Consider the following 23,063-nt stretch of genomic DNA (forward strand, 5'->3'; position numbering starts at 1 on the left):
TTTATATGACATTTTATTTAATCTTGAAGTATGTGTCTATAGCATTTTATGTATATTCACTAATGCTAGTCGCATATGTGTTAATGTCCTGGGTGCCTGCTGTTCAAAACACATCTGTTGGACGTATTTTAACAAAATTATGTGAACCTTATCTTGGAATTTTCAGAAAGTTTATTCCGCCAATCGGCATGATTGATATTTCACCTATCGTAGCAATATTTCTCCTTAACTATATTCAAAAAGGGCTGTTTATTGTTATTTTAAAAATTTACGAAATGTTTATTTAAAAAAAATCCTCACGAACGGTGGGGATTTTTTATTTATGGGGAATACTACATTTAACAAAAATGGTTGCATATTTAGTGGTGATTCCTAGAATGCATAAGAATAAGTAGGGATCGAGGTATGAACTATCCCTGCAGAAAGCGTCCTACTAGCGTGTGCAATCAAGTACATATTTTTATGAAATATCAAAAGCCTGGATAACGTTTGTTGAAACGTATCTATGTATATAAGTTGATCTTCGTTTCGACTGGGCGACTCCTTGGGGATCATCGAACGCCCCCAGGAAGCTTTGCTCTGTGCGAAAGCGAAGCGGCAGCAAATGTTTTATCTGTGCGAAAGCGTAGCGACAGCAACAACAAAGCGCCCAGCTGGAACGGAAATCAACCCCACGTTATGATTATGAGCATTTTATAAAATCCTTAAAATACCAATGAAATTGTACAAGTATAAGAGTGATAATAGAGGTGAGGTTATATGGAGCATTTAATACAGCATTTTAGAAAAGATGAACAGCCATTTATTGAACAGGTTGTGAGCTGGCAACATGAGGTAGAGGATCGATACGCTCCAAAGCTTACTGATTTTCTAGATCCTCGTCAACGTTTTATTGTTACATCAATTATTGGACAATATGACACATTGAAAACAGCTAGTGCTGGGCTCTTTGATAATGCAGAAAGACAACGCATGTTGATTTATCCTACTTATTATGAGCCTGTGGAAGAAGATTTTCAGCTTACCGTATTTACGATTCAATATCCTGTAAAATTTGTCCAACTACGACATCCTGATGTTCTTGGAGCTTTATTATCTTTAGGACTGAATCGTGGCAAATTCGGTGATATTCGAGTGAATGAACAGCTAGTACAATTTGTAGTAGCGAATGAGGTAGCGGAATATGTACGCTTACATTTAACAGGCATCGGCAAAGTAAAGGTACATGTAGAATCGATTAAAGAGACAGAGACGCTGCTACAAAACGAGGAAGAGTGGTTAGAAGAATCTCATACTGTTTCCTCAATGCGTTTAGATGTTATTATTTCAACGATTTTAAAAACTTCTCGCCAGAAGGCACAAGCATTAATTACAGGTAAAAAGGTTCGTGTCAATTGGACTGAACGGGATACAGTTGCCTTTGAATTACAAGAAGGAGATATTTTATCTGTACGTGGAAGCGGTCGAGTAAAAATTATGATGACGGAAGGCCGTACAAAAAAAGATAAAATTCGATTACAAATCGGTCGATTGACCCAAAAAAGCTGAAAATCAAGTAAATTTCATTAATTTTTACTGCTAAGTTGTTGGAACAATTGTATAATAGAAAGTATGAATGTACATGTAAAGGAGAGAAGGATCGTATGCCGTTATCACCTATTGATATACATAATAAGGAGTTTACTAAATCCTTCAGAGGTTATGCTGAAGATGAAGTAAATGAATTTTTAGATCAAATTATTAAAGACTATGAGATTTTGTTACGGGAAAAGAAGGAAGTAGACAGACAACTGGAAATTTCCTTAGAACAAGCGAGACATTTTAATTCTTTAGAGGAAACGTTACAAAAGTCAATTGTTGTTGCGCAAGAGGCAGCTGACGAAGTACGAAGAAATTCTCAAAAAGAAGCTAAACTCATTGTAAAAGAAGCAGAAAAAAATGCCGATCGTATTATCAATGAGGCTTTAACGAAGGCTCGTAAAGTAACAATTGAAATTGATGAGCTGAAAAAGCAATCAAAAGTATTCCGTAATCGTTTTAAAATGCTTGTAGAGGCACAGCTTGATTTACTAAATGCAGATGACTGGGATCATTTGCTACAATATGATATTGACCTTACTGAAATTCAAACATCTGTCGAAGAAGCACAAGAAGCCGATCAAGTTTAATCTATTTAATTGTAGACATTGGGAAGCAATAAGTGAAACTTGACGTGAATGTATGATTTTCATATACTATGGTAATAGTAATTATTTTGAACACATATGCAAACAGGCAAAGACGAAGACAGTATTTGTTAGGCGTAGTTAAGCGATTTGGGGATAGTGTGAGCCCAAACAAGCAAATAACAATGAACATCACTTCGGAGCTAAATAACTGAATGTAGTAAGTTATTTCGTAGTGCACGACGTTAATGTGCTTTAAGTGGTAGTGAAATTTTTTGCTACAATTAGGGTGGTACCGCGAGTATAAGCTTCTCGTCCCTTTCAGGGATTGAGAGGCTTTTTTATGTTCAAATGACGGTTGGCTTCATTTCTATTAGTATGAAATGGCTAAATCCTATGTTTGAACTTATACATCCATTGTTAAAACGTGTTGATTTTGCCGATAACTAGAACTTGAGGGCATTTCCCGAAATGTATCTATGTAAGCTGCCCAGTCGGAACGGAAATCAACCACACGTTATAATAATAAGCCTAATAACTGTCGTATGTGATTGAGCGCCTATGTGCATTTGTTTTTGTTTGTAAACATAAAGGAGGAATTGAACAATGGTTGAATACAAAGATACTTTATTAATGCCAAAAACAGATTTCCCAATGCGTGGAAACTTACCGGCAAATGAACCGAAGATGCAAGAAAAATGGGACGAAATGGACATTAATAAATTGCAGATGGAGCGTACAGAAGGACGTCCTGAATATGTGTTACACGATGGACCTCCGTATGCAAATGGTGATATCCATATCGGTCACGCTTTAAATAAAGTGCTGAAAGATATGATTACGCGTCATCGCTCTATGAATGGTTACCATGTAAACTATATTCCAGGTTGGGATACTCATGGTTTACCAATTGAGCAAGCACTTACGAACAAAGGTGTAAAGCGTAAAGAAATGTCTGTTGCTGAATTCCGTAAATTATGTGAAGAGTATGCTTACGAGCAAATTGACAACCAACGTACACAATTCCGCCGTTTAGGTGTTCGTGGTGATTGGGAAAATCCATATATTACATTAAAGCCTGAATTTGAAGCACGTCAAATCGAAGTATTCGGTAAAATGGCTGAAAAGGGCTATATTTATAAAGGTTTAAAACCAGTTTACTGGTCTCCATCATCTGAATCTGCACTGGCAGAAGCAGAGATTGAATATCAAGATGTTAAATCGCCTTCTATTTATGTAAGCTTTGCGCTTAAAGATGCTAAAGGTGTAGTTCCAGCAGATGCTAAAATGATTATTTGGACAACAACGCCTTGGACAATTCCTGCGAACTTAGGGATTTCTGTAAACCCTGAATTTATTTATGTTGTTGTGGCAGTTGCAGATAAAAAATTCATCATTGCAAAAGAATTATTAGAAAAAGTTGCTAACGAACTTGAATGGGAAGCATATGAAGTTGTTCAAGAAATTAAAGGTGAAGCGTTAGACAGAGTTGTTGCACAGCATCCATTCTATGACCGTGAATCTCTTGTAATGGTTGGAGAGCACGTAACTGCTGAAGCGGGTACTGGCTGTGTTCATACAGCACCAGGGCACGGTGAAGATGACTATCATATTAGTAAACAATATGGTCTACCAATTCTTAGCCCAGTTGATAATAGCGGCTGCTATACAGATGAAGCACCTGGTTTTGAAGGTGTATTCTATAATGATGCTAACAAATTAGTCACTGAAAAATTAAAAGAAGTAGGCGCTTTAGAAAAACTTAACTTCTTTACACACTCATATCCACATGACTGGCGTACGAAAAAACCAGTTATTTATCGTGCTACACCACAATGGTTTGCGTCGATTGATGCATTCCGTGATGAGTTACTAGGGGCTGTAAAATCAACGGCATTTACACCTGCTTGGGGTGAAACTCGTCTTTATAATATGATTCGTGACCGTGGAGATTGGGTAATTTCACGTCAGCGTGCATGGGGCGTGCCAATTCCAATTTTCTATGCTGAAAATGGAGAACCAATTATTACACCAGAAACAATTGCTCATATCTCAGCTTTATTCCGTGAACATGGGTCAAATATTTGGTTCCAAAAAACAGCTAAAGAATTATTACCTGAAGGCTTCACACACTCTGGTAGCCCGAACGGTGAATTTACAAAAGAAAACGATATTATGGACGTTTGGTTTGACTCAGGTTCTTCTCACCAAGGTGTGCTAGTAGAACGTGGTATGAAGTATCCAGCTGATCTATATTTAGAAGGTTCTGACCAACACCGTGGATGGTTTAACTCATCATTAATTACTTCTGTAGCTATTAATGGCTATGCACCATATAAGGGACTATTAACACATGGTTTCGTACTAGATGGTGAAGGTCGTAAGATGAGTAAGTCTTTAGGGAATGTTATTATCCCGAAAAAAGTGATGGACCAATACGGGGCAGATATTCTTCGTTTATGGGTTGCATCTGTAGATTATACAGCAGACGTTCGTATCTCAATGGATATGTTGAAGCAAGTTTCTGAGGTTTATCGAAAAATTCGTAACACATTCCGTTTCTTACACGGAAATGTAGCTGATTTTGATGCGACGAAAGATCGTGTAGCATATGCAGACCTTCGTGAAATGGATCAATACGTTTATATGCGTTTACAAGATGTTTTAAAAACTGTTCGTGCTGCATATGATCGCTATGATTTCGCGGCTGTGTATCATGCAGTGAATAACTTTGTTGCTGTAGAATTATCTTCATTCTATTTAGATATTGCAAAAGATGTTGTGTACATCGAAGGTCATGACAACAAAGACCGCCGTGCAATGCAAACGGTTATTTATGACACATTAATGACGTTAGTAAAAGTAATGTCACCTATTATCCCTCACACAAGTGACGAGATGTGGTCTTACTTACATGCTCAAGGTGTTGTAGAAGCGGTATCTGTACAATTAACAGACTTCCCAGAGGTAGATGAACATGAAAACTTCGAAAGTCTACGCGAAAAATGGGTAAAAATTATTGATGTTCGTGATGATGTTTTAAAAGCATTAGAGGAAGCTCGTAATGCAAAAACAATCGGTAAATCACTTGAAGCGAAAGTGACAGTTTATGCGAAAGAAGATGTGGCAGCATTATTAAATGATGCAAGCATTAATTTTGCACAGCTTTCAATCGTTTCTGCCTTTGAAGTAGCATCAATAGAAGCTGCACCAGCAGATGCATTAGCTTTAGAACATGCTTCGATCGTTGTAGAAAAAGCAACAGGTGAAAAATGTGAGCGTTGCTGGTCAATTTCTGAAACAGTCGGTTCGAATGAAGCACATTCAACAGTGTGCGCGCGTTGTGCAGAAGTTGTAGAAACGTATTACGCTTAATTTAAAAATAAGAATCTGCATTCTATGTAATTAATAACGCAAGTCTCCTTGATGATGGGGGGCTTGCGTTTTTTATTTTATCACCTGAGGTCTAGCAGATTCTTTTTTGTCATGGAGTGATTTCTTAGAAGTTTGAAGCACTATTTAAATAATATTTCTTGTGTATTGCGGTAGTCAGTTGGGGATATACCGACATATTTCTTAAACGTAAGGCTGAAATAATTAGGTGTGTTGAAGCCACAGAGGAAGGAGATCTTTTCAATGGTGTAATCGTATTTTCGCAAATACGGTAGTGACTTTATGATACGTGTAAAAGCTACATAATCAACAAAATTACGGCCAATCTCTTTTTTAAACAATCTGCTAAAATGAGTAGCGCTAAAATTGCTATATTTGGCAACGTCACTGATTGCAAGTTGTTCATCATAGTGCTCCTCGATATATTGGATAGCTTTTTGGAGCTGTTCTTGCTTTGTTAAATCCTCATAAAATCGTACATGAACGCTTTGAACAGGAGGTTTCCTTCGAGCCTTTCGAGCTTGGCTATAGGATTCCTTGACGTGCATGGCGTCCTGAAAAACGCCACCAATCCCCATAAAAAGATGGATGCAATAATCTTTTTTTAACGTTTCAATAACCTCAAGTAAACAAGCTACCCCCTCCGACCAATGCTTAAATGATGTGTATTCATTAGGAATGCGCATAAGCAATAGTAAATAACGTTCAAAATGTAAAAAAGATATAGGTACTTTATTAGCAAAGTTTTGGTGGAACACATTGGTGATCACAGCTTGCATCATGAGGGTAAGGTCGATCTTCATTCACATCTATATAACCCTGGATTAAAAACACGATATTTGGGATACAATGCCTCGATAAAAAAGAGGAAGACTGGATTATTTCCTGCTCACTTTCAACCTCTCCACGTATAAGTCGTTTTAAAAAAGCTTCTCGGAATGGCGAAGTATGGTCTTGCGAAATTTGCTGTGATAACTCAAGCATTGTAAGAGTACTTGCTTGTTTTGCTTGATAGGCCGTATAAAGCTTTTTAACAATTCGTAGAAATTTTGCTTTCTGTAACGGTTTAATGAGAAGTGCAGTCAAGTTTAGCTCAATGGCTATACCAGTTGAGTAGGTAAGGTGTTCTGCAACAATAGGGACGATTATACTATTAGGATAATTTCTTTTTAACCGGTTTATCTTTACCCAGTCAAATAAACGGTTAATTTCATAGACAATGATAGCGGAAATCTCTGTTTTAGGTTCTTCGCAATTAATAAAAGTATTAGGTAGGAATTCCTCTAGCCAGTAGCTCATTTGTTGTTGTTCATGTGAATTTTCAATGTACCAAACAATATTTAAAATGCTAACATCACCCTTCTATTATAAATGGGGAATAATAAAAATATTTTAACTTAAAATAGCATTTTTTTGTACTAATACAGCAATATTTTGTAACTATTTTATAGATTAAATAGAATAGAATAATTGTAGTGAATAATAATTTGAAATTTCAGATAATTATTTACTGAAACAGGAAGGGAGAGCTGAAATATGGCAGAAGTAGGGAGTCGTGATTATGAATACGTGGAAGCTGGAACTATCGATGTAAAGGATCTTCCACCACTAGATGCAACTACTAACAAAATTATGAAAGATGAGTTTACTACAGGATTTAGCTTAACGGTATTTTATTTCATTTTAATTTTTAGTATTCCGGTAATGAACTGGTTCGCTCCAGAGCTTGCTTTCAAGAAAATTTTGGGCGGTATGACAGTAACGTGGTTTGTGACAACCGTCGTGATGATGGTAATGGCTTTTATTATTGCATATGTGCATACAACGTTGTACGAGAAGCGCCTTAAGAAATACGAAATACTCAATAAGTAGTTTTAGCTAAGGGGGATATGTAGAATGATGAAAGCTCTATTAGAACCGAAGATGTTAATGACTATTGCTTTAATGGGGACAATTGTATACATTACGTACTTAACGAAAAGAAATGCAACGGCATCCGATTTCTTTGTTGGGGGACGAAGTTTTGGGTGGTTTACAAACGGTTCGGCAATTGGGGGAGACTATTTAAGCGCTGCTACATTTCTCGGGATAGCCGGTTTGACTTTCCAATTAGGGTATGACGGTGCTTACTATGCATTTTGCTTCTCCATTGGATTGACGTTGCTAGCTATTTTTGTGGCAGGCCCGTTAAGACGATTTGGAGCATTTACCGTTGCCGATTTTTTAGCTTATCGTTTTCATAGTAGACGAGCTCGGCTAGTAGCGGTAGCTGTGGTTTTGGCGATTTCTGGTTTTTATGCAGCGCCCCAATTATTAGGGGCGGCACAAATTTTAAGTATGTTTTTCGGGACTTCATATGAATTCGGCATTATCTTTACATGTATTGTAATGGTTTTCTATGTAGGAATAGGCGGTATGAAAGGAACAACAATCAACCAAGCTTTAGAGCTTTGGATTCGCCTTGGAGCGTTTGTTGTTATGTTGATTGCAGCAATTTACAGTGGTTTGCATTACGATAAGATTTTAGCTGCTATTAATTCATTCAGCGGTCCTATTACAGGAACATCACCATATGCTTTAGATGGAAATAATGTTAATTTTGATGGTGCCGCTTGGACGGGAACAGGTTTCTACTTCCCAACATTTTGGCAAACTATCAGTATGACAATTGGTTTAGCGCTAGGTACAATTGGTCTGCCACATATTCTACTTAGATTTTATACGAATCCAAGTGCGAAGGCGGCTCGTAAATCAGCATTGATGGCTATTGGGATTGCTAGTACGTTTTTCTTATTAGCAGTATATTTAGGTGTTGTAGGTCGTTCTATTTTTATCTCGGGTACAGCAAGTGAGGAAGTCATGCGTGATCTAGTGCTTGGTGGGAACAATATGGTGATTCCTACAACAGCACTTGCGCTAGGAGGTAAGTGGCTGCTTGGACTAGTCATAGCAGGTGCGTTTGCGGCCATATTCTCAAATTTATCAGGGTTATTTATTACAAGCTCAGGTGCATTAGCCCACGATTTATATGCAAGCGTTATGAAAAAGGATATTACAGAAAAACAACGAGTAGTTGCGGGGAAAGTAGCCATCGTTTTATTAGGTATTTTATATGGAGCATTGGGTTTATTAGTTAAGGATGCATCCATTGGCCATTTAGTGGCACTTGCTTTTACTGTTGCGGCGAGTACATTTACACCAATATTTATTTTAGGTATTTGGTGGAGAGGAATGACAGAAAAAGGAGCAATTGCGGGTTTACTCATTGGTCTTGGTGTATCGATGTGGATGATTTTTCTTCCAGGAACATTACCAAGCTTCTTACAATTTAAAATCCCAGGCATTATCACAGTGCCTGTAGGATTCTTATCCGTTATTATTGTGTCATTATTAGATCGAAAAGTACCGGCTGATGTTAATGATTTCATGAAGCGTGTGCATTCAAAAGAGTCTGAAACAGCTTAAAACGGTATAATATTGAATAAAAATTGATAAGCTATTGCCATTACTTATGAAGTGATGGCAATAGCTTTTTTTACTGAAGGGAAGTTGACGGCGGGAAAAAGAGCGGCCGGCGGATAGAGCAGTCAGAGTGATGGAAGGAAAAGCCGAAATGACGGATAAAACAGCTAGAGCGACGGAAAGAACAGTCGAAACTACGGAAAGCACACCCAAATCGAAGCAAAAATCAATCTTCCAATATGGTGATGATCCATATTTTCATGCTATATTAGTTATTCTGAGATGGGCTGTTATGGTAGAATAGGTTAGATGTTGAGCGAACGGAGGAGTGTCTGTGTATAAATATTATGGATTGGCCGCATTCGTGATTCTTTTAGATCAATGGACAAAGTGGCTAATTGTGAAAAATATGGAGTTTGGCGAACGAATTTCAGTATGGGATCCGTGGTTTGGGATATTGTCTCATCGAAATAGAGGAGCAGCATGGGGAATGTTAGAAGGCCAAATGTGGTTATTTAGCATTATCACGATAGGTGTTATTTGTGCCGTTCTATACTTTTATCATAAAGAGGCTAAAGGGAAACCTATTTTTCAAGTTGGTTTAATGCTTTTATTAGGCGGAGCTATAGGGAATTTTATTGACCGTATATTTAGAGGTGAAGTGGTCGATTTTGTAAGTGTATTAATTCCAGTAATTAATTATGATTTCCCGATCTTCAATATTGCGGATGCAGCTTTAACAATGGCGGTAGTAATATTAATGATTGGCATAATTATGGAAGATAAAAAAGGAAAGAAACAGGTGAAATAATGACGCAAGTATCATATACAATGGAAGAACAACAAAAGGGAGAGCGCATTGATAAGGCGCTTTCGAGTGTGCAATCAGAGTGGTCGCGTACACAAATTGGTAATTGGATTACTGATGGTATTATTAAAGTAAATGGAGAGACTGTAAAGGCGAAGTATAAGGTAAAAGTAGGGGATATTGTAGAAATCGATGTACCTGAAGCAGAGCCGTTAGATGTCATTGCTGAAAACTTAGATCTTGATATTGTTTATGAGGATGCGGATGTCCTTGTTGTAAATAAACCAAAGGGCATGGTTGTTCATCCAGCGCCTGGACATATGATGGGTACACTCGTTAATGGTTTAATGTATCATTGTAAGGATTTATCGGGTATCAATGGCATTATGCGTCCGGGAATTGTGCATCGTATTGATAAAGATACATCAGGATTATTGATGGTGGCTAAAAATGATGCAGCTCATGAATCGTTAGTGAATCAGTTAGTCAATAAAACAGTGACACGTAAATATACTGCGCTCGTTCACGGGCATATTGCACATGATAAAGGAACAATTGATGCACCTATTGGTCGAGACCAAAAAGATCGTCAAAAACAAGCTGTTGTCGACAAAGGTAAGCATGCAGTAACCCATTTCCAAGTTATCGACCGCTTTGGCGACTATACGCTAGTAGAGTGCCGTTTAGAAACAGGACGCACGCACCAAATTCGTGTCCATATGAATTATATTGGATTCCCACTTGTTGGTGACCCAAAATATGGACCAAAGAAGACAATCGACTTTGGTGGACAAGTATTACACGCGGGAGTTTTAGGTTTTGATCACCCTACAACAGGTGAATATTTGCAGTTTGAAGCGCAAATTCCTGCTGATTATGAGCAATTATTGCTAGATTTAAGAAATAAGGATTGACGTATAGATAAAGAAGGTCTATACTAACGAAAGTGAATGAAACAACTTAACTAAATATTCACCTTTAATGGCAGTCCAGAGAGGCTGAGAAGGTACATGTGAAAGTGTTGCGAAAAATTTGTGCTGCAAATTTTTTCAACATACTATTTAAACACGTATATAACCCTCTCAGGCTATTCGCCTCGAGAGGTTTTTTTATGGACACATGACCCAATAATAGATAGAAGAGAGGAGGAAACTTACATGGCACAAAATGAGTTATTAGATGGCCCATCTATGGCAAGAGCGTTAACACGCATTGCACACGAAATTATTGAACGCAATAAAGGGATCGACGAATGTATTTTAGTCGGAATTAAAACGCGAGGTGCCTTTCTTGCAAGACGCCTAGCAGAACGAATTGAAAAAATTGAAGGCAAACCAATTCGTACGGGGGAGCTTGACATCACTCTCTATCGAGATGATTTAACGACAAAGCATGATAATGAACAGGCACATGTTGAGCAAGTCGATATCGATTATGTGATCGTCAATCAAAAAATTATTTTAGTCGATGATGTACTCTATACGGGACGAACAGTACGCGCAGCGCTAGATGCAGTGATGGATCTAGGGCGACCAGGCCAAATTCAACTTGCAGTCCTGATCGACAGAGGACATAGAGAGCTACCAATAAGAGCTGATTATGTTGGTAAAAATGTTCCGACATCTGGAGCTGAACGTATAGTCGTAAATTTACAAGAAGTAGACGGAGAAGATTGCGTCATTATTTATAAAGAAGACTAACTTAAAGTGAGGAAACATTATGTCAAATGCAGTATTAGATGTTAAAGATAAACCGACCCCAGTCCAACTAGTGACATTAAGTTTCCAGCACATGTTCGCCATGTTTGGGTCAACGATCTTAGTTCCTCAGTTGGTTGGTCTTAGTCCAGCGATTGCCCTTTTAACAAGTGGGATTGCTACATTGTTCTTCCTATTGATTACGAAATTTCAAGTACCTGCTTATTTAGGATCATCATTTGCCTTTATTGCGCCGATTTTACTAGTGGCAGGTGGTTTAAATAAAGATGGTTCTAGTGTAAATCCAGGTCATGCAATGATTGGTGCTATGGCAGTAGGGATTACATATGGCATCGTATCCCTTATCATCTGGAAAAGCGGCTATAAGTGGATTATGAAAATTTTACCTCCGATTGTGGTAGGCCCTGTCATTATGGTAATTGGTCTTGGACTATCAGGGACAGCGGTCAATATGGCGATGAATGTAGATGGTGAATATAACTTTTTACACTTCTCAGCAGCGCTAGTGACTTTATTTACAGCCATTATTTTCACGATTGCCTTTAAAGGCATTTTAAGCACAATGCCAATCTTAATTGGCTTAATCGTAGGATATGTTTACTCAATGATAATCGGCATAGTTGATTACTCACCAATTGCGAAAGCTGATTTCTTTGCACTACCTGACTTCTTAATTCCAGGTGTTCACTATGAGTTTGAAATCACAACAACGCTGCTCCTAACGATGGTGCCAATCGTTATCGTAACGATTTCCGAGCATATTGGTCACCAGTTAGTATTAGGTAAAGTGGTCAATCGGGATTATATTAAAGAGCCAGGCTTACATCGTTCGTTATTAGGGGACGGACTTGGTACATTTATTAGTGCACTAATCGGCGGGCCGCCGAAAACAACTTACGGTGAAAATATCGGTGTCCTTGCAATCACTCGAGTTTACAGTGTGTATGTCATTGCAGGTGCAGCAGTCGTAGCCATTTTACTGTCATTCTTCGGGAAAGCAATGGCAGTTATTGCAACAATTCCAACAGCTGTACTTGGTGGGGTTTCCATCTTACTCTTCGGTATAATTGCAGCAAGTGGATTACGAATGTTAGTGGATAACCATATCGACTTTGGTAATAGTCGTAACTTGGTCATCGCCTCAGTTATTTTAGTCATCGGTATCGGTGGTGCGAAGTTCGTTGTTTCAGAATCACTAAGTATCGAAGGTATGGCATTAGCAGCGATTATCGGTGTTCTTTTAAATGTCATCCTACCAGGTAAAAAAGAAGCGGACATACCAATACCGCACAATCAAAATGAAAATTCATAAAAGTACCTTTTAATGAATTGTCCAGAGAGGCAAAAAAAGGGAAGTTGTAGACAGTCTAAATGTAGGAGTGTATCCTGCTGTAGTTTGTCGCGCCTCCTTATGCCTCGTTGATAACATCAACGAGGCTTTTATTTTACAGAACGTTATACATAAACGTTCATGAGACACACCCTACGGAGGTTACAATGAAGAACTTATTATCGATGGAGCATTTAACAATAGAAGAAATTAACCACATTCTAGATCGTGCGCAAGCTTTTGAAAATGGTGAAACATCATCATTATCTCGAGAATACAACGTAGCAAACTTATTTTTTGAGCCGAGTACACGTACGAAAACGAGTTTTGAAATGGCGGAACGAAAAGTCGGCTGTACAGTTATCCCTTTTGATGGCAGCTTTTCGAGCGTCTCTAAAGGAGAGACACTGTACGATACAGTAAAGACGTTAGAAATGATTGGTATAGACGCAGTAGTCATTCGCGCGAAGGAAGATACGTATTACAATGAACTACTTGAAGGCATCGATGTGTCAATTATTAACGGAGGTGACGGCACTGGTCAGCATCCGTCTCAATCACTATTAGATCTTTATACAATCAAAAAAGAGTTTGGTTCTTTTGAAGGGTTAAATGTGACAATCGCTGGAGATATATGCCATAGCCGTGTAGCGAAATCGAATGCGTTAGCGTTACAACGATTAGGGGCAAATGTTCATTTCCTTTGTCCAGAAGAGTGGCAAGGTAGTTTCGAAGCGCATCATTCTTGGGATGATTTAATCGAAATAAGCGATGTGATTATGTTACTTCGTGTGCAGCATGAACGTCATAAAGTAAATAAAAGCTTCTCAAAAGAGGGCTATCATGAAGAGTACGGTTTAACAGTTGAACGTGAGAAACAAATGAAAGAAAAGGCAATTATCATGCATCCAGCACCGGTCAATCGTGATGTAGAAATTGCTTCAGAGCTAGTAGAATGCGAGCGTTCTAGAATTTTCGAGCAAGTTCGAAATGGTGTTTATACACGAATGGCTATTGTAGAAACAATTTTAAAGGGGAGAGAGTAACATGACAAAAGTTCTTCAAAATGTACAAATGGTAAATGAACAAGGTGAGCTACAAATAGTAAATATCACTATGGTAGACGGCAAAATTACTGAAATAGGTCAAAATGTAACTGTAGCAGGCGCAGAAGTAATCGAAGGAAATGGTTTAGTTGTTGCACCAGGCTTTGTCGATGTTCACACACATTTACGTGAGCCGGGCTTTGAACATAAAGAAACAATTGCTACAGGTTCAGCATCAGCAGCAAAAGGCGGCTTCACAACAATTTGCGCGATGCCAAATACAAAACCAGTACCAGATTCAGTAGAAAACATGCAACTAATTAACGGTCTTATTAAAGAAAGTGCAGCTATTCGAGTACTTCCATACGGCTCATTAACAAGAGACATCTCAGGTGAGGTTCGTACAAATATTGAAGAATTAAAAGCACATGGAGCTGTCGCATTTTCAGATGATGGTGTTGGGATCCAGCTAGCATCAACAATGTATGAGCAAATGAAGGATGCAGCACAGCACGATGTGGTTGTTGTCGCACACTGTGAAGATAACTCATTAATTTACGACGGCGTAATGCATGAAGGGAAACGTAATAAAGAGCTTGGTTTACCAGGAATTCCATCGATTTGTGAATCCGTTCAAATTGCACGAGATGTTCTACTGGCAGAAGCAGCTGGAGCACGCTACCACGTATGTCACGTATCAACGAAGGAATCTGTACGTGCAGTACGAGATGCGAAAGCAGCAGGAATTCGTGTCACAGCAGAAGTTTGCCCACACCATTTATTACTTGAAGAAATGGATATTCCAGCAGATGATGCAAACTGGAAAATGAATCCTCCATTACGTGGAATAGATGATAAAGACTCACTTCACGCGGCGCTGTTAGACGGCACGATCGATTGTATCGCTACAGACCATGCTCCACACACAGTAGAAGAAAAATGCTGTGGTATGGTTGGTGCACCATTTGGCATTGTAGGCTTTGAAACAGCATTTCCACTGCTTTACACGCAGTTTGTAGAAACAGGAAAATGGACGTTAAAACAGTTGATAGACTGGATGTCTGTAAAGGCAGCTCAAATTTTTGATCTACCATACGGCACATTAGAAGTTGGAGCTTCAGCAGATATGATTTTAATAGATTTAAATAAAGAGCAAACAATTGATGCAGAAGGCTTTGTATCAAAAGGACGCAATACACCATTCAATGGTTGGACTGCAAAAGGATGGCCGATCCTTACAATTTTTGAAGGCAATATCGTATACCAGGAGGTAGAGTAATGAAAAAACGTTTACTTATTTTAGAAGATGGCACAGTATTTACAGGTACAGCGTTCGGTAGTGAGCGCGCTTCACAAGGTGAGGTTGTATTCACAACAGGGATGACAGGTTATCAGGAAACAATTTCAGATCCTTCATTCTACGGACAAATTGTAACGTTAACTTACCCTTTAATCGGTAATTACGGTATTAACCGTGATGATTTTGAATCAATCTCACCAGCTATTCGTGGATTTGTAGTCCGTGAATTAGCAAAAACACCTTCAAACTTCCGCTGTGACTTAACAGTAGATGAGTACTTAACATCCAAGGATATCCCAGGGATTGAAGGAATCGATACACGAAAATTAACACGCATTATTCGCAGTAAAGGTTCAGTAAAGGCTATTTTAACAGCGGCTGATGAAGAAGTGAATGTGGATGAAATCGTAACGAAGTTACAGGCAACACCAGCGATTACAAACCATGTACATGAAGTATCACCGAAAGCGGCCTACCCATCACCAGGTCGTGGCAAACGCGTAGTATTAATAGACTTTGGTATGAAACATGGTATTCTTCGTGAGCTAAATAAACGTGATTGTGATGTGCTAGTTGTCCCTTACAATACTTCAGCAGCAGAAATTTTAGCTTGGCATCCAGATGGTATCATGCTTTCGAATGGCCCAGGTAACCCTGAAGATGTGCAAGAGGGTATAGAGACAGTACGCAATTTAATTGGAAAAGTGCCAATGTTCGGTATTTGCTTAGGTCACCAAATCTTCTCGCTAGCATGTGGTGCACGAAGCTTTAAATTACCATTCGGTCACCGTGGTGGTAACCACCCAGTAAAAGATTTACGCACTGGCCGTACTGATTTAACATCTCAAAATCATGGCTATGCAATCGACATCGATTCGTTAAAAGATACAGATTTAGAATTAACACATATCGCATTAAACGATGGTACTTGTGAAGGTGTACGACACAAGAAATATCCAGTCTTTACAGTGCAATATCACCCAGAAGCATCACCAGGTCCAGAGGATTCAAATCACTTATTTGATGAATTTATCGAAATGATGGAAGTAGAAGCAGGGAAGGGGAAACAACATGCCTAAACGTACAGATATTAAAACTATTTTAGTAATCGGATCAGGTCCAATCGTGATCGGACAAGCAGCAGAATTTGACTACGCAGGAACACAAGCTTGTCTTTCTTTAAAAGAAGAAGGTTACCGCGTTATTTTAATAAACTCAAACCCTGCGACAATTATGACAGATACAGAAATTGCCGACAAAGTATATATTGAGCCAATTACACTGGAGTTTGTATCACGTATTTTACGTAAAGAGCGCCCAGATGCTATCCTACCAACACTTGGTGGTCAAACTGGTTTAAACATGGCTATTGAATTAGATAAATCAGGAATTCTAGATGAGCTTAATATTGAAATTCTTGGTACAAAATTAGAGGCGATCCATAAAGCGGAAGACCGTGATCTATTCCGTAATTTAATGTATGAGCTAGGTGCTCCAGTACCTGAATCAGATATTATCCATAACTTAGACGAAGCGAAAAACTTTGTAGCGAGAATTGGCTACCCAGTAATTGTTCGTCCTGCCTTCACGCTTGGTGGTACAGGCGGCGGTATTTGCTACAACGACCAAGATCTAGAAGAAATCGTTACATCTGGTCTAAAATATTCCCCAGTAACACAATGTTTACTAGAAAAATCGATTGCTGGTTATAAAGAGATCGAATATGAAGTAATGCGTGATGCTGCTGACAACGCCATCGTTGTATGTAACATGGAAAACGTTGACCCAGTTGGAATTCATACAGGTGACTCAATTGTAGTAGCACCTACACAAACACTTTCGGATCGTGAAAACCAAATGCTACGTAATATCTCTTTAGATATTATCCGTGCACTAAAAATTGAAGGTGGTTGTAACGTACAATTAGCACTTGATCCATATAGCTTTAATTACTATGTGATCGAAGTAAACCCTCGTGTATCACGTTCATCAGCATTAGCGTCAAAAGCAACAGGCTATCCAATTGCTAAGCTAGCAGCAAAAATCGCAGTTGGTTTAACATTAGATGAAATCAAAAACCCTGTAACAGGTTCAACGTATGCTTGTTTCGAGCCAGCTCTAGACTACATCGTGGCGAAAATTCCACGCTGGCCGTTCGATAAATTCGAATCAGCAAAGCGTAATCTTGGTACACAAATGAAAGCGACTGGTGAAGTAATGGCACTTGGTCGTACATTTGAAGAAGCTATGCTAAAAGCAGTGCGCTCTCTTGAAACAGGTCAAGTTCACTTAGAGCTGAAACATGCAGAAGAAAACACGGATTCTTGGATTGAAAAACGTATTCGCAAAGCAGGTGACGAGCGTCTATTCTTCATCGGTGAAGCACTTCGTCGTGGTGTAACAATTGAGCAAATCCATGAATGGTCTGCCATTGACTTATTCTTCTTAAATAAATTCAAAAACATCGTAGATATGGAGCAAACACTTGCTGACAATAAAAACGATAAAGATGTATTACGTACAGCAAAACGTCTAGGATTTGCAGATAAAAAAGTTGCTGAGCTTTGGGAAACAACACCGGAAGAAGTATATGCATATCGTAAAGAAAATGGCATTATCCCAGTATATAAAATGGTTGATACATGTGCAGCGGAGTTTGAATCTGAAACACCATACTTCTATGGCACATATGAAGAAGAAAACGAATCGATTAAATCAGACAAGCCGTCAGTTGTTGTACTTGGTTCTGGTCCAATCCGTATTGGTCAAGGGGTAGAGTTCGACTACGCAACAGTACACTCAGTATGGGCAATTCAAGAAGCAGGTTACGAAGCGATTATTATTAACTCAAATCCAGAGACAGTATCAACTGACTTCTCGATTTCAGATAAGTTATACTTTGAGCCATTAACAATCGAAGATGTTATGCATATTATCGATCTTGAGCAACCAATCGGTGTAGTTGTACAATTCGGTGGTCAAACAGCTATTAATCTTGCTGATAAATTAGTGGCAAATGGCATAAAAATCCTAGGTACAACACTTGAAGATATCGACCGTGCAGAAAACCGAGACAAATTCGAGCAAGCATTACGCGACTTGGACATTCCACAACCACTAGGTCAAACAGCTGTATCTACGGAAGAAGCACTTGCTATTAGTGAACGTTTAGGCTTCCCTGTGCTAGTTCGTCCTTCATACGTACTAGGTGGTCGTGCGATGGAAATTGTCTACAACCAAGAGGAATTAAAACACTACATGGAAAATGCAGTAGAAGCATCTCCGGATCATCCAGTATTAGTAGACCGCTACTTAACTGGTCAAGAAATTGAAGTAGATGCCATTTGTGACGGTGAAAATGTATTAATTCCAGGTATTATGGAGCATATCGAACGTGCTGGGGTTCACTCTGGTGACTCTATCTCTGTATACCCTCCACAAAAATTAACACAAGCGCAAAAAGATACGCTTGTGGATTATACAACTCGCCTTGCAAAAGGTCTTGGCATCGTAGGATTAATGAACATTCAATATGTTATTTCACAGGGCGAAGTATACGTGATCGAGGTTAATCCACGTTCATCACGTACAGTACCGTTCTTAAGTAAAATCACAAACATTCCGATGGCGAATATTGCAACGAAAGCGATTCTTGGCAAATCAATCGTAGAACAAGGCTATCCAACAGGCTTAGCGCCAGAGCAAAAAGGTGTCTTCGTTAAAGTACCAGTATTCTCCTTCGCTAAATTACGTCGTGTTGACATTACACTAGGACCTGAAATGAAATCAACAGGTGAAGTAATGGGTAAAGATGCAACATTAGAAAAAGCACTTTACAAAGGCTTAGTTGCAGCAGGTATGGAAATTCGTACAGAAGGCACAGTATTATTCACTGTGTCCGATAAAGATAAAGAGGAAGCAATTGAACTTGCAAAACGCTTCTCAACAGTAGGCTATCGTATTGTCGCTACTGAAGGTACAGCCCAAGCGTTCGAAGTGGCTGGTGTACGCACAGATGTAGTTGGCAAAATCGGTGCAAAAGGTGAAACATTAATCGATTTAATTCAAAACGGTGAGGCACAGCTTGTTGTTAACACATTAACGAAAGGGAAGCAACCGGCACGTGATGGCTTCCGAATTCGCCGTGAGTCTGTAGAAAACGGTGTACCTTGCTTAACTTCATTGGACACAGCAGAAGCGATGGTCCGTGTTATTGAATCAATGACATTCACAGCAGAACAAATGCCAAAAGCGGAGGTAGTACATTAATATGATTCGTCAAGAGAAAATGACGGTCGTCTCTCAAAAGCAAATCGCGACAAACATTTTCGAATTGACACTTCGTGGAGAACTGGTTCAGGATATGACACCTGGCCAGTTTGTCCATGTAAAGGTGTCAGATTCAATGGAGCCGCTTTTACGTCGACCAATTAGTATTGCAAACATAGATAAAGACAACAACGAATTTACAATGATTTATCGTGCGGAAGGTCGCGGAACAAAAGTGTTAGCGACAAATCGTGAAGGGCAACTTGTCAATGTCCTTGGTCCAATCGGTAATGGGTTCCCGGTAGAAGCAGTAAAAGAGGGAGGCACAGCCCTACTAGTTGGTGGAGGAATCGGAGTACCTCCATTACACGAGCTTTCCAAGCAATTGAATGCACGTGGTGTAAAAACAATTCATGTCCTTGGCTTTCAAACGGAAGATGTATGCTTCTACGAGGAAGAATTCAGTGCCCTTGGAGAAACGCATTATGTAACGGTTGACGGCTCTAAAGGAACTAAAGGCTTTGTAACAAATGTTTTAGAGTCTCGAGCACCGGAGTTCGATGTCTTTTATTCTTGCGGTCCTCTACCGATGTTAAAAGCACTTGAAGGTTTCTATCCAGAAAAAGAAGGTTATTTATCATTTGAAGAGCGTATGGGCTGCGGTATCGGTGCTTGTTTTGCATGTGTATGTAAAACAACAGATCAGGTAGCAAAAGACTATGTCAAAGTATGCTCTGACGGTCCAGTTTTCACGAAAGGTACGGTGGCATTATGAGTCGTTTAAACATTCAATTACCAGGTTTAGATTTAAAAAATCCAATAATGCCAGCTTCCGGCTGCTTTGGCTTTGGACGTGAATATGCACAGCTTTATGATTTATCAAAGCTTGGCGCTATTATGATTAAAGCTACGACTGTGGAAACACGTCCTGGCAATCCAACTCCACGTGTCGCAGAAACAGCGGCAGGGATGTTGAATGCCATCGGTCTACAAAATCCCGGAATCGAAAAAGTAATGAACGAAGAATTAAAGTTTCTAGAAGCGTATGATGTGCCAATTATTGCAAATGTTGCTGGTACAGAGACAGCTGACTACGTAGAAGTAGCGCAACGCATTTCTGCTGCACCTAATGTGAAAGCATTGGAGCTTAACATTTCTTGCCCGAACGTTAAATGTGGTGGTATTCAATTTGGTACAGACCCTGCAACTGCACGTGAACTAGTGGCAGCTGTCAAAGCTGTTTCTGAAGTGCCTGTATACGTGAAATTGTCTCCTAACGTAACGAATATCGTAGAAATTGCACAAGCTGTTGAAGCGGGTGGTGCAGATGGCATTACAATGATTAATACACTAATCGGTATGCGTTTAGACGAGCGTACAGGTAAGCCAGTGATTGCCAATGGTACAGGCGGTTTATCAGGCCCTGCCGTAAAGCCAGTGGCGATTCGTATGGTCTATGAGGTGTATAAGGCTGTCAATATTCCGATAATTGGAATGGGTGGCGTGTCAGAAGCGCAGGATGTTATAGACTTTATGTCGGCCGGCGCATCTGCAGTTGCTGTAGGAACAGCAAACTTTGTGGATCACTTCGTTTGTCCAACTATAATTGATGAACTACCAGCAAAGCTCGATCAATTAGGAGTAGAGCATATTTCAGAAATTATTGGAAGGAGCCACCGCTCATGAATACAAAACCAATACTTGCACTAGATTTCCCTGGAGAAACAGAAGTAGTCAACTTTCTAAAGCATTTTAATGAGCCTCTTTTCGTGAAAATTGGTATGGAATTATATATGCAGGAAGGTCCAGATATTGTTCGAAAGGTAAAAGATCTAGGTCATGATATTTTCCTTGATTTAAAGCTACACGATATTCCTAATACAGTTGGCTCTGCTATGAAAGGTCTAGCAAAATTAGGTGTAGATTTAGTCAACGTTCACGCGGCAGGCGGGCGTCCGATGATGGAGGCAGCACTTGAAGGGCTAGAAGCCGGTACTACTGCGGGGCGTGAACGTGCGGCGTTAATTGCCGTAACACAGCTGACTTCTACAACAGAAGAGCAAATGCAAGCAGAGCAAAAAATTGCTTTATCTCTACAGGAATCTGTATTACATTACGCAAGCTTAACAAAACAAGCTGGTTTAAATGGTGTTGTCTGCTCCGTACATGAAGCAAAAGCGATTGCTGAAGTGTGCGGTGAAGATTTCTTACGTGTAACACCTGGTATCCGATTAGCAGGTGGCGACGCACACGACCAAAAGCGCATCGCAACACCAGACGGCGCAAAACGTGACGGTTCTTCGTTAATCGTCGTTGGACGTGCCGTTACAGGTGCACAAGATCCAGTAGCAGCATATAAAATCGTAAGTGAATTATGGGAGGCATAAACATGACATTACAAAATGAAATCGCACACGCTATGTTAAAAGTAGGCGCAGTCGAATTAAATCCAACAGAACTATTCACATGGGCATCAGGCATTAAATCCCCCATCTACTGTGATACACGCCTTACAATTTCTGACCCTGTAATTCGTAAGCAATTAGCAAACGGTCTAGCATCTCTTATTAAAGAAAACTTTGGACCAACAGAAATCGTAGCAGGTACAGCAACAGCAGGTATTCCACATGCCGCTTGGGTAAGTGATATTTTAGATTTACCGATGGTTTATGTACGCTCTAAAGCAAAAGAGCATGGCCGTGGTAACCAAATCGAAGGAAAATACGCAGCAGGTCAAAAAGTAGTAGTAGTAGAAGATATCGTTTCTACAGGCGGCTCATCGATTACAGCTGTAGAAGCCTTACGCGCAGCAGGCTGTGAAGTACTAGGCGTTGTATGTGTCTACACATACAATCTTCCACGTGCTGAACAAGCATTTGAAGAGGCAGGCATTCAATATGTATCGCTAACAAATTTCGATTATTTAATTGAAGCAGCAAATGAATCAGGTGCTATTCAAGAAGGAGACATTCCGTTCTTAAAAGACTGGCATGGAAAGTTAAAAGCAGGCGAGCTTTAATTCTTTGTGCAGGCACAAAGCTGATTCCGGACGCAATTATGCCGAGGCATAATTGATTATAAAAAAGGGTGGTATGAAAAAATTCATACCACCCTTTCATTTGTTGAAAAACTATTGCGTCATAAAAAAGAATGGCTACAGATTCAATATTTTTCCGAGTTTATTTACAGTCTGAAGGGTCTAGGAAATCTTTGTTAATGCTGTACTTGAGATAGGGTAATTTCTTAAAATAAAGTAGAATGACACCAATAAGATACATGACATGTGAAGTGGTTGATCTTCGTTACGACTGGGCGACTCCTTGGGGATTAGCGATAGAGGAACGAAGGCTAAATGCATCACGTCCTGTGATAACGCCTTCGTGACCAACATCCTATTGGCCCGAGATCCTGGAGCGAGCATCGCGAGTGAAGCGGCTCATCGGACGCCCCCAGGAAGCTCTGCTCTGTGCGAAAGCAAAGCGACAGCAACAAATGTTTTAACTGTGCGAAAGCGAAGCGACAGCAACAAATGTTTTAACTGTGCGAAAGCGAAGCGACAGCAACAAATGTTT

General features: G+C 39.5%; 21 protein-coding genes and 1 other annotated feature. Of the genes, 19 read left to right on the forward strand and 2 right to left on the reverse strand.

The window, feature by feature from the left end; genetic code table 11:
• The first annotated feature begins 5 nt into the window (after nt 1–5).
• The 4 genes from B1B04_RS02645 (at nt 6) to ileS (ending at nt 5,540) form a co-directional block, all read left to right on the forward strand.
• A complete protein-coding gene (locus B1B04_RS02645; RefSeq protein WP_079559781.1) occupies nt 6–287 on the forward strand; it encodes a YggT family protein in 282 nt (93 codons plus the stop codon).
• 472 nt (nt 288–759) lie between these two features.
• Nucleotides 760–1,548: a YlmH family RNA-binding protein gene (locus B1B04_RS02650; protein WP_079559782.1), complete on the forward strand. Its 789-nt coding sequence runs from the start codon at nt 760–762 to the stop codon at nt 1,546–1,548.
• Nucleotides 1,549–1,643: 95 nt separating this feature from the next.
• Nucleotides 1,644–2,168, forward strand: coding sequence for a DivIVA domain-containing protein (locus tag B1B04_RS02655; protein WP_053483381.1), 525 nt, complete (start codon nt 1,644–1,646; stop codon nt 2,166–2,168).
• Between the two features lie 100 nt (nt 2,169–2,268).
• Nucleotides 2,269–2,488 (forward strand) — a binding site (T-box leader).
• 283 nt (nt 2,489–2,771) lie between these two features.
• The gene (ileS, locus tag B1B04_RS02660; protein WP_079559783.1) at nt 2,772–5,540 is read left to right on the forward strand and encodes an isoleucine--tRNA ligase; all 2,769 of its coding nucleotides are present in this window, start codon (nt 2,772–2,774) and stop codon (nt 5,538–5,540) included.
• Between the two features lie 140 nt (nt 5,541–5,680).
• Here the strand turns inward: ileS and B1B04_RS25990 are convergent, their stop codons facing one another.
• Entirely contained in the window at nt 5,681–6,340 is a 660-nt protein-coding gene (locus B1B04_RS25990; protein ID WP_240518169.1) for a helix-turn-helix transcriptional regulator, read from the reverse strand.
• Nucleotides 6,294–6,857 carry a hypothetical protein gene (locus B1B04_RS25995; protein ID WP_240518170.1) on the reverse strand — a complete coding sequence of 188 codons (564 nt, stop codon included), beginning with the start codon at nt 6,855–6,857 and terminating at the stop codon, nt 6,294–6,296. Before B1B04_RS25995 ends, B1B04_RS25990 begins: the two co-directional genes overlap by 47 nt.
• Before the next feature lie 237 nt (nt 6,858–7,094).
• On the opposite strand from B1B04_RS25995, the gene B1B04_RS02670 reads away from it, so the two are divergent.
• The 15 genes from B1B04_RS02670 to pyrE all read left to right on the forward strand — a co-directional run bounded on the left by B1B04_RS02670 (nt 7,095) and on the right by pyrE (nt 22,510).
• Nucleotides 7,095–7,430: a hypothetical protein gene (locus B1B04_RS02670; protein ID WP_079559784.1), complete on the forward strand. Its 336-nt coding sequence runs from the start codon at nt 7,095–7,097 to the stop codon at nt 7,428–7,430.
• A gap of 24 nt (nt 7,431–7,454) precedes the next feature.
• Nucleotides 7,455–9,023 carry a sodium/solute symporter gene (locus B1B04_RS02675; protein WP_079559785.1) on the forward strand — a complete coding sequence of 523 codons (1,569 nt, stop codon included), beginning with the start codon at nt 7,455–7,457 and terminating at the stop codon, nt 9,021–9,023.
• Between the two features lie 127 nt (nt 9,024–9,150).
• Nucleotides 9,151–9,324 carry a hypothetical protein gene (locus tag B1B04_RS25500; RefSeq protein ID WP_170938875.1) on the forward strand — a complete coding sequence of 58 codons (174 nt, stop codon included), beginning with the start codon at nt 9,151–9,153 and terminating at the stop codon, nt 9,322–9,324.
• Between the two features lie 30 nt (nt 9,325–9,354).
• Nucleotides 9,355–9,831: a signal peptidase II gene (lspA, locus tag B1B04_RS02680; protein ID WP_079559786.1), complete on the forward strand. Its 477-nt coding sequence runs from the start codon at nt 9,355–9,357 to the stop codon at nt 9,829–9,831.
• On the forward strand, nt 9,831–10,742 hold the full coding sequence (locus B1B04_RS02685) for an RluA family pseudouridine synthase (protein ID WP_079559787.1): 912 nt from the start codon (nt 9,831–9,833) through the stop codon (nt 10,740–10,742). Before lspA ends, B1B04_RS02685 begins: the two co-directional genes overlap by 1 nt.
• A gap of 243 nt (nt 10,743–10,985) precedes the next feature.
• Nucleotides 10,986–11,528, forward strand: coding sequence for a bifunctional pyr operon transcriptional regulator/uracil phosphoribosyltransferase PyrR (pyrR, locus tag B1B04_RS02690; RefSeq protein ID WP_079559788.1), 543 nt, complete (start codon nt 10,986–10,988; stop codon nt 11,526–11,528).
• Nucleotides 11,529–11,547: 19 nt separating this feature from the next.
• Nucleotides 11,548–12,858 (forward strand): solute carrier family 23 protein, encoded by a 1,311-nt coding sequence (locus B1B04_RS02695; protein WP_079559789.1) that lies wholly within the window; start codon nt 11,548–11,550, stop codon nt 12,856–12,858.
• A gap of 185 nt (nt 12,859–13,043) precedes the next feature.
• Nucleotides 13,044–13,922, forward strand: a complete 879-nt coding sequence (locus B1B04_RS02700; protein ID WP_079559790.1) for an aspartate carbamoyltransferase catalytic subunit — start codon at nt 13,044–13,046, stop codon at nt 13,920–13,922.
• A gap of 1 nt (nt 13,923) precedes the next feature.
• Nucleotides 13,924–15,201: a dihydroorotase gene (locus tag B1B04_RS02705; RefSeq protein ID WP_079559791.1), complete on the forward strand. Its 1,278-nt coding sequence runs from the start codon at nt 13,924–13,926 to the stop codon at nt 15,199–15,201.
• Nucleotides 15,201–16,301 (forward strand): carbamoyl phosphate synthase small subunit, encoded by a 1,101-nt coding sequence (locus tag B1B04_RS02710; protein WP_079559792.1) that lies wholly within the window; start codon nt 15,201–15,203, stop codon nt 16,299–16,301. Before B1B04_RS02705 ends, B1B04_RS02710 begins: the two co-directional genes overlap by 1 nt.
• A complete protein-coding gene (carB, locus tag B1B04_RS02715) occupies nt 16,294–19,491 on the forward strand; it encodes a carbamoyl-phosphate synthase large subunit (RefSeq protein ID WP_079559793.1) in 3,198 nt (1,065 codons plus the stop codon). Before B1B04_RS02710 ends, carB begins: the two co-directional genes overlap by 8 nt.
• A gap of 1 nt (nt 19,492) precedes the next feature.
• The gene (locus B1B04_RS02720; protein ID WP_079559794.1) at nt 19,493–20,266 is read left to right on the forward strand and encodes a dihydroorotate dehydrogenase electron transfer subunit; all 774 of its coding nucleotides are present in this window, start codon (nt 19,493–19,495) and stop codon (nt 20,264–20,266) included.
• Nucleotides 20,263–21,177 (forward strand): dihydroorotate dehydrogenase, encoded by a 915-nt coding sequence (locus B1B04_RS02725; RefSeq protein WP_079559795.1) that lies wholly within the window; start codon nt 20,263–20,265, stop codon nt 21,175–21,177. The genes B1B04_RS02720 and B1B04_RS02725 overlap by 4 nt, the downstream gene beginning before the upstream one ends.
• The gene (gene pyrF / locus B1B04_RS02730; protein ID WP_079559796.1) at nt 21,174–21,878 is read left to right on the forward strand and encodes an orotidine-5'-phosphate decarboxylase; all 705 of its coding nucleotides are present in this window, start codon (nt 21,174–21,176) and stop codon (nt 21,876–21,878) included. The genes B1B04_RS02725 and pyrF overlap by 4 nt, the downstream gene beginning before the upstream one ends.
• A 2-nt stretch (nt 21,879–21,880) precedes the next feature.
• Complete coding sequence (gene pyrE / locus B1B04_RS02735) at nt 21,881–22,510, forward strand: orotate phosphoribosyltransferase (protein WP_079559797.1); 630 nt, start codon at nt 21,881–21,883, stop codon at nt 22,508–22,510.
• Nucleotides 22,511–23,063: the final 553 nt, after the last annotated feature.

This window comes from Lysinibacillus sp. KCTC 33748 (assembly GCF_002237755.1).
GTDB lineage: Bacteria > Bacillota > Bacilli > Bacillales_A > Planococcaceae > Lysinibacillus.